We start from the raw sequence: 12,270 nt of genomic DNA, 5'->3' as shown, positions 1-12,270 counted from the left end.
CTGGTGGGTCGAGCACATCATGACCGAGTCAGCCAAGGTGGGATTGCGCGACCCCGACTGAAAGGTTTCACCGCCACAGTTGCGCCCACGGCAACGTTCCGAAGGTTCATTGCGCCGATCGCTTCGTCAGCTCGGTCAACTCGGCATGCCTTTCTGTGTGTTCGCTCGACAACCCTGCGCCGTCGTCGCGCGGGCGGCAACGTCGACCAAATAATGAGGCTGGTGACGACCGATGCGAAGCACACGCTGACGTAGTCCGACGGTGCACAGCCGACGATGCCCTGACGGGAATTGCACGCGCCGACGCTCAGCTCGCCGGACGCAAGTAGCCTCAAGCGCGTGGCCTACCTCGTCGTCGTCGCGCTCGCGGAAATCGCGGTCATCGTCTGGTACCTGGCGACGGAGCGAACAGCCTCAGAGTCCCGCAAACCTTCGCAAAACGATGCCCCGCCAAGCTGACCCCGTCTGTCTTTTCTCGACTCGGGCCCCGGCCTGGCCTGAACCGGACTGCTGCCAGGCCACGACCGAGAAGCCGGCCTCGTTTGTCGCGGGATGTGGGCGGCGCCCGGGCGGGCACCTCAACTCTGGTGCGCCGCCGATGAACAGGCCATGCGCCGCAGCGGTGAACACCCGAATCGCCCCGCCCTCCCGGCATGCCCTGGCGGCGCGCGCCAAAGTGTTGCCGGTGCTGATGAGGTCATCAACGATGACCGCAACCTTGCCGCGCACATCGCCGGCCAGCAGTTCGCCGCTCACCACCCCGGCGCTACGGTATTTCTCCATGTACGCGCTGCCGACGCCGTGGCCGGTCAGCCCCTCCAGCGTCAGGCGGAACTGCTCGGCGCGCTTGGCCCCGCCCGCATCGGGCGAGACGGCGACGATCTCCTCATCCCGCAGCAGCGGCGCGAAATGCGCGGCGAAAAGCGGCATCGTCTCGATATGCCAGACCGGGCAGCGGAACGCGTTCTCGAACGCGGCCAAGTTGTGCACCTCCACCGCGATCACGCCATCCACGCGCATCGCCTCGAAAAGTGCTGCGACATAACGTGTGGTGATCGGGTCGTTGGGCTTCGTCCGCCGGTCCTTGCGGGCGTAGCAGAGATACGGCACCACGGCGGTGACGCGTGCCGCACCTGCGTCGCGCAGCGCGCCGCAGAAGAACAGCAGGCGGCAGAGCTTGTCGTTGCTGGTTTCCCGATCATCGCCATGCAGGCTGTGCAGCACGAACACGTCGTGCCCGCGCACATCCTGCAACGGCCTTGCCTTATGCTCGCCATCCTCGAAATGCCGCTCCTCGTGCAAAGCGGGCGTCACCTCCAGCCGGGCGGCGACGGCTTCCATCAGCTCGCGGCTGCCGGCCAGGCCGAAAATGGTGAGCGGATGTGAACTCATGGGGCGCTCCTCTCCGCCTGCGCCAGCAGGGTGATGACCTCGTTATCCTGGGTCTGCCCGAAATCCTGGTAGAACTGCCCAACGGCAGCGAAATATTCCGGCTGGTGCAGGCAGATTGTCTCATCCGCCTCTTCCTCCAGCCGCCGCAGCGATTCCGGCGGGGCCACCGGCACCGCCAGCACCAGCCACGCTGGGTCCCGCCGCCGCACCGCGCGCAGCGCCGCGCGCATGGTGGCGCCCGTGGCGATGCCGTCATCGACGATAATGGCCGTATGCCCGGCGACTTCAACCGGCGCCCGCTTGCCGAGATACACGCGGCGGCGGCGCTCGATCTCTTCCAGAGCTTCGGCTTTTGCCCGCTCGACGTAGTCTTCCGGGATATTCAGGCTGCGGCGGATGTTTTCGTCGATGACGAGTTCCGGCTCCCCGCCATCGGCAATGGCGCCGAGCGCGTATTCCTCCTGGAACGGCACGCCGATCTTGCGCACCAGCACTAAGTCCAGGGGCGCGCCGAGCGCCTTGGCCACCTCGAACGCCACCGGCACGCCGCCGCGCGGCAGCGCCAGCACCACGGGCTTCTTGTCCTTCAACTGGAGCAGCCGCCTGGCGAGTTTCTTGCCTGCATCGGCGCGGTCGGTGAACAGCATATCACGCCCCCGCCGGGCCGAGATGTTGCAAAAACCACTCCCGCGCCAGTTCTACCACTAGCTCCAGCGTGCCCGGCTCCTCGAACAAATGCGTCGCCCCCGGCACCACCGCCACGCGGCGCTCGCAGCGCATCCGGCGGGAGGCGGCGCGGTTGAGCGACAGCACCTCGATGTCATCACCGCCAACGATCAGCAACGTCGCGGCCTTCACCGCGCCGAGCGCGTCGCCCGCCAGATCCGGCCGCCCGCCCCGGCTGACCACGGCCCGCACATCCCGCCGTGCCGCGGCGCCAACCAGCGCTGCCGCCGCCCCCGTGCTGGCCCCGAAATAGCCCAGCGGCATCGGCCAACCGGGCAGTTTGGTCTCGAGCCAAGTGGCGGCCTGGTTCAACCGCGACGCAAGCAGCGAAATGTCGAACACATTCGCGCGGTCCTCGGCTTCCGCGTCTGTCAGCAGGTCAAACAGCAGGAAGGCCAGCCCCGCATCCCGCAGCGCCTCTGCCACGAACATGTTGCGCGGGCTGCGATGGCTGCTGCCGCTGCCATGGGCGAACAGCACAATCCCGCGCGGCTTGCCCTCCGGGAGGCCAAGCGTTCCCTCCCGCGAGAATGGCGGCAGGAGCACCGGGAGCGTACGGCCAGATTCGGACATGATCCTCTCAGCCTTGGTTTAAGGGAGACTGAAACTCTATTCACTGCATTTCCGCATTGATCCGCGTCAAGCATCGCCAGTCCGGCGAGAGGAAACCTAGTCCAGCGGCAATGTGCCGCCGCGCCAGCGCCATCTTGCGCGCGGCCTGCGCCGGGCTCGCCTGCCGGCTGGCGCTGCCCGCCAGCGCGTAAGCGCGTGTCGCCGCGCGCAGGGCCAGGAACAGGGGCAGCGCGCGCAGCCCCTCGGTTTCCGGCGCCAGTTCGAGATACGCATCGAACGCGGCATTGGCGAGGTCGGCACGGTCATGCACCAGTAAGTCCATCAGCAGGAAGGCGAGGTCGTGCAGAACGTCGATGCAACTAATTTCGTCGCTGAACTCGATGGCATCGAACGGCGTCGGCACGCCCTCCCACAGGCAGATATTCGCCAGCCGCAAATCGCCATGGCACCGGCGGACTTTTCCTTCGGCCCGCCGGCGGTCGAGCAGCCCGGCGACCTGATCCAGCGCCAGCGCCGTGCGGGTGGTGAGCGCACTGACATCCGCGCCGTCCAAAGCGGTGGCGACACGGGCCAACTCCCGCGCGTTATCGGCAATCACCCGCCGCATCGCAGCACTGCCGCCGAAAGCCGGCACCGGCTCGGCCGCATTGTGCAACTGCGCAATGGCCCGCCCCAGCGCCTGCATCAGCACGGGCGTCAGCCCGCCATGTTCCAGCAGATGGTCGAGCAGCGCCGTCTGCGCGAAACGGCGCATGACCACCACGGGCTCCAGCACGGGGCCGGACCCATCGAACACCAGCCCGTCACCCGGGCCACGGCAGATGGCGCTGACGCCAAAATAGATCTCCGGCGCGGTCCGCCGGTTGAGCACCAGTTCCGCCGCGCAGGCGGCTTGGCGCTGCGCCAGCGTGGTGTAGTCGAGCGCCGAATAGCGGATTGCCCGCTTCAGCTTGTAGGCGCGCTCCCCGGCAAGGAACACGATGGAGCAGTGCGTCTCGATCTTCTCCACCGCGCCGCCGTGCAGGCCGTAGCTTTCCGGACGGGAGAGAAACCCGACCACCTCGTCCTGGCTGTTTGCGGCCAGCGCCTTATTCACGGCGCCAGATCCTGATCCAGCCGCGCCGCCAGAGCGCGCAGCCGGGGGCTGATCTCGACCGGCACCGCCGCCTGCTCCAAGCGCCGCAGCGGCGCGGGCAGCCGGGCAAGGGAGCTGGCAGCGCGGGCGCGGGCCTCGGCCAGCCCGGGCAGACCCGCCACACGCCGTCCGGCGCGGATGGCGGGCTGCAGCAGAGCCTCCCCTGGCATTGGCTCATCAAGCAGGGCCACCACATCGCCCGCGATTGTGCCGTCTTCCGCATAACGCCGGTACACCTGCTTGCGCCCCGGCCAGGTGGCCTTGCCCTCGCTGCGCTTGCGCCTGGGCTTTCCGGCGTATTCCTGCAGCTTGTAGGCGCAATCCAGCGCCGGAACGTCCGACGAGGTGGTCAGGCCAGTGCCGACGCCGAAGCCTTCGATCGGCGCGCCATCCGCGCACAGCGCCTGCAAGCAGTATTCATCCAGCCCGCCGCTGGCGAAGATGCGGATGCGCCACAGCCCGGCATCGTCCAGAATGGCGCGCACGGCGCGGGCATGGGCGGCAAGGTCGCCGCTATCCAGCCGCACGGCGTTCACCAGGATGCCCTCCGCCGCCAAGCGCGGGGCCAAAGCCGCGACGATACGCGCCCCCCGCTCGGTGTCGTAGGTGTCGATCAGTAATGTCAGCGCATGCGGCCGCGCCCGGGCAAAGCGCTCAAAGGCGGTGGCCTCGTCGTCATGCGCCTGCACGAAGGAATGCGCCATGGTGCCGACGGCGGGGATGCCGAATTCCTGACTGGCCTGCAATGTCGCCGTGCCGTCGAACCCAACCAGATAGCTTGCCCGCGCCGCCAGCAGCCCCGCCTCCGCCCCATGCGCCCGGCGCAAGCCGAAATCCACCAGCTGCCTGCCCGGAGCCGCCAACACCATGCGCGCGGCCTTGGAGGCGATCACGGTCTGGAAATGAATCATGTTGAGCAGCCTGGTTTCCACCAGCTGCGCTTGCGGCAGCGGCGCGGTAACGCGCAGCACCGGCTCATCGGCGAAGACCAGCGTGCCCTCCGGCATAGCATCCACATCTCCGGTGAAACTAAAATCCGCCAGCGACGCCACGAAATCCGGCGCGAACAGGCCCGAGGCGGAGAGCCAGGCGAGATCCTCCGGCGTGAAGCGCAGATTTTCGAGATACGCCACTGCCTGCTCCAGCCCTGCCACGAGCAGAAACCCGCGCTCCGGCGGCAGCTTGCGGAAGAACAGCTCAAATACCGCAATATCCGCCATGCCGTGCGCCCGGTAGGCCTCGAGCATCGACAGCTCATACGTATCAGTCAGCAGCAGGCTTTGTTCGATCATTTTGCGCCGCGTTTCAGTTAAAAAGGTAAACGATCGCCCGCCGCAGTTGAAGTTCGGCGCAATCATTATTGCGTCCTATTAATATTCCCCCGCGCGGCATGGTGGTTGATCGACATCAATGCGCACACCATCCAGTGGAAAGAACACGCAGCGCGCTTCAGGAGAACGATCATGAACACATTGACGCCGCTCAAACTCGGGCTGGCCGCCGCTCTGCTTGCCGCGACCGCCGCCACCGCCTCTTCGACCACCGAAAACGTCAGTCCTTCCGCCCAAAACGAGCAGATGGGCGCAACGACCGGCCTTGGTGAGTCCCACCGCTTCCCCACCGCCGCCGCCGCAACAGATCATTGCCCTGGGGACACCATCGTCTGGCTGCACGGCCCGAACCTGACCTATTACCTGCCCGACACGGCCAAATACGGTAAAGGTGCAGGCAGCTATGCTTGTAAAGCCGAGGCGGACGACGCCGGCTTCACAAGCGCCAGCCCGTAACCGCCGGTCTTGCCACCGCAACGGCCCGTCATCTACGTTGCGGTTGTAAACTCCTCGCCTCGCCTGCACTCAGGTTGCTCCATTCATGCCGCTTTTTGGGCTTCGCGCCATCGTTGCAGGCTTGTTCTGCGTTCTTGCCGGTTCCGCCATGGCGGAGCCGTCCGTTCCCATACTGGTCTATCACCGGTTCGACCCGGTGAAATCCGGGCTGACGACCGTCACCACCAGCGCGTTCGCGCAGCAGCTCGACTGGCTGGCAGCGCATCATTACAGCATCGTGCCGCTGCAAACGCTTGTGCAGTGGCGGAATATACCCTCGCCCGCCGTGGCGATCACGGTGGATGACGGACATGAATCCGTCTTCACCCAACTCTACCCCATACTTCAGCGCCGCCACATCCACGTCACGCTGTTCATCTATCCCTCGGCGATCTCCAACGCGTCCTACGCGCTCACCTGGACGCAGTTGGATGAGATGGTGAAATCCGGGCTGGTGGACGTGCAGTCCCATACCTATTGGCACCCCGATTTCCGCAAGGAGCGGGAAAAACGCACCCCGGCCGATTACAGCGCCTTTGTCGATATGCAGCTCACCCGCTCCAAGAGCGTGCTGGAGCAGCGGCTCGGCATATCCGTCACCATGCTGGCCTGGCCCTATGGCATCTACGACCCGGATCTCGAAGCCGCTGCAACCCGCGCGGGCTACCGGTTCGGCTTCGCCTTTGCCGGCGGGCAGGCGCATCCGGATAGCGACACTCTGGCCATCCCCCGCATCCCCATCTCCGGCGGGTTGAGCCTCGCCGGGTTCGCGGCGCTGGTCGCGGCGCCGCCGCAATGATGCGCCGCATTGCCGCTTTAACCCTGCTCTCGCTGGCGCTGCTGCACCCGGCACAGGCCGCGCCGTTGCAGGTGGTGGACGCCGCCTCGGGCAAACAGATTTCCGGCGCCACGGTCGTGGAGGCCGGACAGGCCCTGCAGGCCGATGCCCAGGGCGATTTCGACCCGCAAGGCAACACGGGCACGCTGTTCGTCCGCGCGCCCGGCTACCGGGCCGGCAATTTCGACCTTGCCGCCCCGCCCGCCGACGGCAAACTGCTCCTCGCCCCATTCACACCACACGCGCTGTATCTCAGCGTCTATGGCGCGGGTTCGCATGCCCTGCTCGGCAATGCGCTGGCCCTGGCGCAGAGCGGCGCGGTCAACGCCCTGGTCGTGGACATCAAGGGCGACAGCGGCATCATTCCCTACCCCAGCGCCGTGCCATTGGTGCAGCAGGACGGAGCGCGGCGGATCACCACCATCCCCGATCTCGCCGCCTTCGTGCGGATGCTGCACGCCAGGGGCATCTACGCCATCGCCCGCATCGTCACCTTCAAGGACGACGCGCTCGCCACTTACCGGCCGGACCTCGCCGTGCATACCGCCAGCGGCGCGCCGTTCCGCGACCGCGAGAACATGGCCTGGACCGACCCGTTCCAGCCCGAGGTGCGGGCCTACGACATCGCCATCGCCACCGAGGCCGCGCAGGCGGGGTTCGACGAAATCCAGTTCGACTATCTGCGCTTCCCCGATGCCTCGCAGACCCTGCAATTCGCGCACCCCATCTCGGCGCCCGCCCGCGTGGCCACCATCGCCGGCTTCCTGGCCGAGGCCCGGCAGCAATTGCGCCCCTACAATGTTTATATCTCTGCCGATATCTTCGGCTATGTCTGCTGGAACCGCAACGATACCGGCATCGGCCAGACGCTGGACGCCGTCGCCCCGAATGTCGACTACATCTCGCCTATGCTGTACCCGTCCGGCTTCCAGTTCGGCATCCCAGGCTACCCCAACCCGGTCGAGCACGCCTACGACATCGTCTATCTCTCGCTACAGCAGGCGCAGCAGCGGTTGAACATCTCCCCCCTGCGCTTCCGCCCCTGGCTCCAGGCCTTCACCGATTACGCCTTCGACCACCGCCCCTTCGCGGGGGAGGAGATCGGGGAACAGACCAGGGCGGCATCGGTTTTCGGCTCGGATGGCTGGATGCTGTGGAACCCGCGCAACGATTACAGCAATACCGGGCTCAACCCTGCTGCAGAACCTTTTCAACCGGATACAGCGCCTGCCCCAGCGCCTCTGCCACGGCCGGGTGGGTGATGCGCCCCTCGGCCACGTTCAGCCCGTGGCGCAGATGCACATCCTCGCTCAGCGCCGCGCGCCAGCCCTTGCTCGCCAGCTTCAGCGTGTAGGGAATGGTCGCCTGCGTCAGCGCGAGGGTGGAAGTGCGCGGCACCGCGCCAGGCATGTTGGCCACGCAATAATGCACGATACCGTGGAGCACGAAGGTGGGGTGCGAATGGGTCGTGGGGTGGCTGGTCTCGAAGCAGCCGCCCTGGTCGATGGCGACATCCACCAGCACCGCACCGGGGCGCAGATGCGGCAGCATGGCGTGGGTGACGAGCTTGGGCGCGGCCGCCCCCGGCACCAGCACCGCGCCTATGGTGAGGTCGGCATGGAACACCGCCTCCTCCACCGCCTCGGGCGTGGAGTAGCAGGTCTTAAGATGCGGGCCGTACAGGTCGTCGAGTTGCGCCAGGCGGGGGAGCGAGCGGTCGAAGATTGTGACATCCGCGCCGATGCCGAGCGCTATGCGCGCCGCGTTGGTGCCCACAACGCCGCCGCCCAGCACCACCACCTTCGCAGGCGGCACGCCCGGCACGCCGGCCAGCAGCACGCCAAGCCCGCCATGGGCCTTTTGCAGGCACACCGCCCCCACCTGCACCGCCATGCGCCCGGCCACTTCGCTCATCGGCGCCAGCAGCGGCAAGCGCCCGGCGGCGTCCGTCACCGTCTTGTAGGCGATGGCCACCGCGCCGGAGGCTTCGATCATCTTCGCCTGCACCGGGTCCGGCGCCAGATGCAGATAGGTGAACAATATCTGCCCCGGACGGAGCATCTTGCACTCCACCGGCTGCGGCTCCTTCACCTTCACGATCATCTCGGCGCGGGCGAAAATCTCGGCGGCGTCCGGGGTGATCTCGGCCCCGGCCTTGATATAGGCGTCGTCCCCCATGCCGATCCCAACCCCGGCGCCGCTTTGCACCAGCACCTGATGGCCATGCGCCTTCAGCTCGCGCACCGAGGCCGGGGTCAGCCCGACGCGGAATTCATTGTCCTTTATCTCCTTCGGCAGCCCGACAAGCATGCTCCGCTCCCCACTTATCGCGGTTGGATCCGGCTAAGAAATGGTATCTCGATCTCCCAGGCCAAACAACAAGAGGCCGGGCTTGGTAATCCGCCCCGGCTCGTCTATCCAACCCGCATGCAGGGTGTACTCGTCACGGGCAGCGGCAAGCGCATCGGCGCCGCCATCGCAAAGCATCTCGGGGCCAAGGGCTGGCACGTCTTTGTCCACTACAACCATTCGCAGGCCGAGGCCGAGGCCGTCGCCGCGGGCATCGTCGCGGCAGGCGGGCAGGCCACCGCCATCGGGGCGGACCTCGCCGACGCGGAGGTGGTGAGCCAGCTCGTCGCGCGCTGCGAGGCGATCTGCCCGCTCGGCCTGCTCGTCAACAACGCCTCCACCTTCGAGTACGACACCGCCGCCACCACCAGCGCCGGAGCGCTGGACCGCAACATGCGCGTAAACCTCTACGCCCCAGCCCTGCTCTCCCAGGGCTTCCACGCGGCGGTGAAGGCGCGCGGCGCGGAAGGCGTCATCATCAACCTTGTCGACAACAAGGTCTTCGCCCTCAACCCGGATTATTTCTCCTACACCCTGGCCAAGGTGGCGCTGCAGGGCATGACGCAGATGCTCGCCATGGCATTCGCGCCAAGCATCCGCGTCGCCGGTATCGCGCCCGGCATCACGTTGATCAGCGGCAAGCAGACAGAGGCGGAGTTCATCCGCACCCACAACAACAACCCGCTGGGCCGTGGCTGCACCCCGGAGCAGATCCTCGGCGCGGTGGATTTCATCCTCGCCACCCCCTCCTACCACGGGCAGACTTTGGTCATCGACGGCGGGCAGGTGCTGCAACGCCGCCCGCGCGACATCGCCTTCCTCGACCGGAACGCCAAAAATGCGGATATCTGAGGCCACGCTGATCCTGCGCGGGTTCGAGGCGCAGGCCTCGATCGGCATCCACGATTTCGAGAAAGCAGCACCTCAGCGCTTGCTCGTCGATATAGAACTGACTTTGAGCAACGCCACCCGGCCGGAGGCGGACCATATCGCCCATGTGGTGGATTACGACTTCCTGCGCGAGGAGACGCTGAAGCTGTTGGCAGCACGGCATTATGAGCTGCAGGAAACCCTGTGCCACGATATCGCGGAATTCTGCCTGGCGCGGCCCGAAGTCCGGCATGTGATCGTCTATTCCCGCAAGCCGGATGTTTACCCGGATTGCGAGAGCGTCGGCTTCCGCCTCACCGCCTCGAAATAAAGGCATAAAAAAACCGGGAGGATCGCTCCTCCCGGCTCAAACTTGGCCTCGCTCTGCTTACCGCGTGGGCTTGGGCGGGTTGCTGCTGTAGTCGTAGAAGCCACGGCCAGATTTACGGCCCAGCCAGCCAGCCTCAACATACTTCACCAGCAGCGGCGCGGGGCGGTATTTGGACTCGCCCAGTTCCGCGTGCAGCACATGCATGATCGAAAGCAGCGTATCCAGCCCGACGAAATCCGCCAACTCCAGCGGGCCCATCGGGTGGTTGGCACCGAGTTTCATGGCCGAGTCGATATCGGCGACAGAGCCAACGCCTTCCGCGAGGGCGAAGATCGCCTCGTTCAGCTCCGGGCAGAGGATGCGGTTGACGATGAAGCCCGGCGCATCCTGCACATTCACCGAAGTCTTGCCCAGCTTTTCCGCCAAGGCATGCACAGCCTGGTAGGTCTCATCAGAGGTGGCGAGACCACGGATGATCTCGACCAGCTTCATCATCGGCACCGGGTTGAAGAAGTGCATCCCGATGAACTTGTCCGGACGACCGGACATGACGCCAAGCTTGGTGATGGAGATGGAGGAGGTGTTGGAGGCCAGGATGGCTTCCGGCTTCAGCACGGCGGCCAGTTCCTTGTAGATGGTCTCCTTGATCTCCAGCTTCTCCGGCACCGCCTCGATGACGATGTCGGCATCGGAGACGGCGTGCCAATCGGTCGAAGTGGTCAGGCGGGCCAGGGCGGCGGCCTTCGCCTCCTCGGTGATGACGCCCTTGGAAACCTGGCGCTCCATGTTCTTGGTCATGGTCGCCAGGGCCTTGGGCAGCGCCGCCTCGAAGGCGTCCACAAGCACCACGTCAAAACCAGCGAGCACCGCCGCGTGAGCGATGCCGTTACCCATAAGTCCCGCGCCGATGACGCCGATTTTGCTGATTGTCATAGTGCCTTCTCGAGCTCCGGTAGGATGTTGAAGAGATCTCCGACGAGGCCGTAATCCGCGACCTGGAAGATGGGGGCGTCCTCGTCCTTGTTGATGGCGACGATGACCTTGCTGTCCTTCATGCCGGCAAGGTGCTGGATGGCACCGGAGATGCCGACGGCGATATAGAGGTCCGGGGCGACGATCTTGCCGGTCTGACCGACCTGGTAGTCGTTCGGCACGAAGCCGGCGTCCACCGCCGCGCGCGAGGCGCCGACGGCAGCACCCAGCTTGTCGGCGATCGGGTCGAGCAGCTTGGTGAAGTTCTCGCCATTCTGCATGCCACGGCCACCGGAGATGATGATCTTCGCGGCGGTCAGCTCGGGACGCTCGCTCTTCGAGAGTTCGGAGCCGAGATACTTGGACTTGCCCTCAGCCGGGGCGATGCTCACCGCCTCGATGGCAGCAGTTCCGCCCTCGGCCGGCACCGGGTCGAAGGAAGAGGCGCGCACGGTCAGCACTTTCTTGGCATCGGCCGACTTCACGGTGGCCAGCGCGTTGCCGGCATAGATCGGGCGGACGAAGGTATCGGCATCGACCACGCCGGAGATGTCCGAGATCACCTGCACGTCGAGCAGTGCGGCGGCGCGGGGCAGCACGTTCTTGCCCATGGCCGTGGCCGCCTGCAGGATGTGGCTGTAATTCGGGGCCAGCGCCACGAGCAGCGCCGCCACCGGCTCGGCCAGGTCATGGTCGTAGCCCGGCGCGTCGGCAACCAGCACCTTGGTCAGGCCCGGGATCTTGGCCGCGGCCTCAGCGGCGGCGGCAACGCCATTGCCGACCACCAAGCCATGCACCTCGCCCAGCTTGGCAGCAGCGGCGATGGCGGAACGGGCCGGCTGCTTGATGCCATGGGCGTCGAAATCAAGAACAACAAGAGCCGTCATGGTTAGATCACCTTCGCTTCGTTACGCAGTTTCTCAATCAGGGTGGCGACATCCGGCACCTTGATGCCGGCCTTGCGCACCGGCGGCTCGGAGACGCTGACGGTGGTCAGGCGCGGGGTGACGTCCACGCCGAGATCGCCCGGCTTGACCACGTCGATGGCCTTCTTGCGCGCCTTCATGATGTTCGGCAGCGAGGCATAGCGCGGCTCGTTCAGACGCAGATCGGCGGTGATGATCGCGGGCAGGGCCAGCGCCACGGTCTCCAGCCCGCCATCAACCTCGCGGGTGACGGTGGCGGTGCCATCGGCAATTTCGACCTTGGAGGCGAAGGTGCCCTGCGGCCAGCCGAGCAGCGCCGCCAGCATCTGGCC

The 12,270-nt window shown here is 66.2% G+C and carries 14 protein-coding genes; 5 read left to right on the top strand and 9 right to left on the bottom strand.

Annotation, left to right across the window (positions count from 1 at the left end):
- Positions 1–414: 414 nt before the first annotated feature.
- Genes ACLPJJ_RS08025 through ACLPJJ_RS08005 form a run of 5 tightly spaced genes read right to left on the bottom strand, consistent with a single transcriptional unit; the run spans position 415 to position 5,118 of the window.
- Entirely contained in the window at positions 415–1,392 is a 978-nt protein-coding gene (locus ACLPJJ_RS08025; RefSeq protein ID WP_443590433.1) for a ribose-phosphate diphosphokinase, read from the bottom strand.
- Entirely contained in the window at positions 1,389–2,039 is a 651-nt protein-coding gene (locus ACLPJJ_RS08020) for a phosphoribosyltransferase (RefSeq protein WP_443590432.1), read from the bottom strand. Before ACLPJJ_RS08020 ends, ACLPJJ_RS08025 begins: the two co-directional genes overlap by 4 nt.
- Position 2,040: 1 nt before the next feature.
- Positions 2,041–2,691 carry a dienelactone hydrolase family protein gene (locus ACLPJJ_RS08015; protein ID WP_443590431.1) on the bottom strand — a complete coding sequence of 217 codons (651 nt, stop codon included), beginning with the start codon at positions 2,689–2,691 and terminating at the stop codon, positions 2,041–2,043.
- A gap of 40 nt (positions 2,692–2,731) precedes the next feature.
- Positions 2,732–3,787, bottom strand: coding sequence for a phosphotransferase (locus ACLPJJ_RS08010; protein ID WP_443590430.1), 1,056 nt, complete (start codon positions 3,785–3,787; stop codon positions 2,732–2,734).
- Complete coding sequence (locus tag ACLPJJ_RS08005; protein WP_443590429.1) at positions 3,784–5,118, bottom strand: nicotinate phosphoribosyltransferase; 1,335 nt, start codon at positions 5,116–5,118, stop codon at positions 3,784–3,786. Before ACLPJJ_RS08005 ends, ACLPJJ_RS08010 begins: the two co-directional genes overlap by 4 nt.
- 105 nt (positions 5,119–5,223) lie before the next feature.
- Between ACLPJJ_RS08005 and ACLPJJ_RS08000 the strand changes: the two genes are divergently transcribed.
- The 3 genes from ACLPJJ_RS08000 (at position 5,224) to ACLPJJ_RS07990 (ending at position 7,752) form a co-directional block, all read left to right on the top strand.
- Positions 5,224–5,613 carry a hypothetical protein gene (locus ACLPJJ_RS08000; RefSeq protein WP_443590428.1) on the top strand — a complete coding sequence of 130 codons (390 nt, stop codon included), beginning with the start codon at positions 5,224–5,226 and terminating at the stop codon, positions 5,611–5,613.
- Between the two features lie 85 nt (positions 5,614–5,698).
- The gene (locus tag ACLPJJ_RS07995; RefSeq protein WP_443590427.1) at positions 5,699–6,451 is read left to right on the top strand and encodes a polysaccharide deacetylase family protein; all 753 of its coding nucleotides are present in this window, start codon (positions 5,699–5,701) and stop codon (positions 6,449–6,451) included.
- Complete coding sequence (locus ACLPJJ_RS07990) at positions 6,448–7,752, top strand: putative glycoside hydrolase (RefSeq protein ID WP_443590426.1); 1,305 nt, start codon at positions 6,448–6,450, stop codon at positions 7,750–7,752. The genes ACLPJJ_RS07995 and ACLPJJ_RS07990 overlap by 4 nt, the downstream gene beginning before the upstream one ends.
- On the opposite strand, the gene ald is transcribed toward ACLPJJ_RS07990, so the two are convergent.
- A complete protein-coding gene (ald, locus tag ACLPJJ_RS07985; protein WP_443590425.1) occupies positions 7,679–8,800 on the bottom strand; it encodes an alanine dehydrogenase in 1,122 nt (373 codons plus the stop codon). The genes ACLPJJ_RS07990 and ald overlap by 74 nt on opposite strands.
- A gap of 117 nt (positions 8,801–8,917) precedes the next feature.
- Here ald and ACLPJJ_RS07980 point away from each other — a divergent pair, with 117 nt between their 5' ends.
- Positions 8,918–9,691, top strand: coding sequence for an SDR family oxidoreductase (locus ACLPJJ_RS07980; RefSeq protein WP_443590424.1), 774 nt, complete (start codon positions 8,918–8,920; stop codon positions 9,689–9,691).
- Positions 9,678–10,040 carry a dihydroneopterin aldolase gene (locus tag ACLPJJ_RS07975; protein WP_443590423.1) on the top strand — a complete coding sequence of 121 codons (363 nt, stop codon included), beginning with the start codon at positions 9,678–9,680 and terminating at the stop codon, positions 10,038–10,040. Before ACLPJJ_RS07980 ends, ACLPJJ_RS07975 begins: the two co-directional genes overlap by 14 nt.
- Before the next feature lie 57 nt (positions 10,041–10,097).
- Here ACLPJJ_RS07975 and ACLPJJ_RS07970 read toward each other — a convergent pair whose 3' ends face one another.
- The 3 genes from ACLPJJ_RS07970 to ACLPJJ_RS07960 all read right to left on the bottom strand — a co-directional run.
- A complete protein-coding gene (locus ACLPJJ_RS07970; RefSeq protein WP_443590422.1) occupies positions 10,098–10,973 on the bottom strand; it encodes a 3-hydroxybutyryl-CoA dehydrogenase in 876 nt (291 codons plus the stop codon).
- Positions 10,970–11,899 (bottom strand): FAD-binding protein, encoded by a 930-nt coding sequence (locus tag ACLPJJ_RS07965; protein ID WP_443590421.1) that lies wholly within the window; start codon positions 11,897–11,899, stop codon positions 10,970–10,972. Before ACLPJJ_RS07965 ends, ACLPJJ_RS07970 begins: the two co-directional genes overlap by 4 nt.
- Positions 11,900–11,901: 2 nt before the next feature.
- Positions 11,902–12,270 (bottom strand): electron transfer flavoprotein subunit beta/FixA family protein (locus ACLPJJ_RS07960; RefSeq protein ID WP_443590420.1); only part of this gene is annotated, 369 nt, incomplete at its 5' end.

The sequence above is a fragment of the Acidocella sp. genome, assembly GCF_052326845.1.
Taxonomy (GTDB): Bacteria; Pseudomonadota; Alphaproteobacteria; order Acetobacterales; family Acetobacteraceae; genus Acidocella.
The sequence above is the reverse complement of the archived record's forward strand: the minus strand, read 5'-3'. Positions and strand labels throughout refer to the sequence as shown.

Excerpts from the sequence above, each read along its gene's own strand:
- ACLPJJ_RS07990 (WP_443590426.1), top strand. The coding sequence starts at position 6,448 with ATGATGCGCCGCATTGCCGCTTTAACCCTGCTCTCGCTGGCGCTGCTG.
- ACLPJJ_RS07975 (WP_443590423.1), top strand. The coding sequence starts at position 9,678 with ATGCGGATATCTGAGGCCACGCTGATCCTGCGCGGGTTCGAGGCGCAG.
- ACLPJJ_RS08020 (WP_443590432.1), bottom strand. The coding sequence starts at position 2,039 with ATGCTGTTCACCGACCGCGCCGATGCAGGCAAGAAACTCGCCAGGCGG.
- ACLPJJ_RS08015 (WP_443590431.1), bottom strand. The coding sequence starts at position 2,691 with ATGTCCGAATCTGGCCGTACGCTCCCGGTGCTCCTGCCGCCATTCTCG.
- ACLPJJ_RS07980 (WP_443590424.1), top strand. The coding sequence starts at position 8,918 with ATGCAGGGTGTACTCGTCACGGGCAGCGGCAAGCGCATCGGCGCCGCC.
- ACLPJJ_RS08025 (WP_443590433.1), bottom strand. The coding sequence starts at position 1,392 with ATGAGTTCACATCCGCTCACCATTTTCGGCCTGGCCGGCAGCCGCGAG.
- ACLPJJ_RS07995 (WP_443590427.1), top strand. The coding sequence starts at position 5,699 with ATGCCGCTTTTTGGGCTTCGCGCCATCGTTGCAGGCTTGTTCTGCGTT.
- ald (WP_443590425.1), bottom strand. The coding sequence starts at position 8,800 with ATGCTTGTCGGGCTGCCGAAGGAGATAAAGGACAATGAATTCCGCGTC.
- ACLPJJ_RS07970 (WP_443590422.1), bottom strand. The coding sequence starts at position 10,973 with ATGACAATCAGCAAAATCGGCGTCATCGGCGCGGGACTTATGGGTAAC.
- ACLPJJ_RS08005 (WP_443590429.1), bottom strand. The coding sequence starts at position 5,118 with ATGATCGAACAAAGCCTGCTGCTGACTGATACGTATGAGCTGTCGATG.
- ACLPJJ_RS07965 (WP_443590421.1), bottom strand. The coding sequence starts at position 11,899 with ATGACGGCTCTTGTTGTTCTTGATTTCGACGCCCATGGCATCAAGCAG.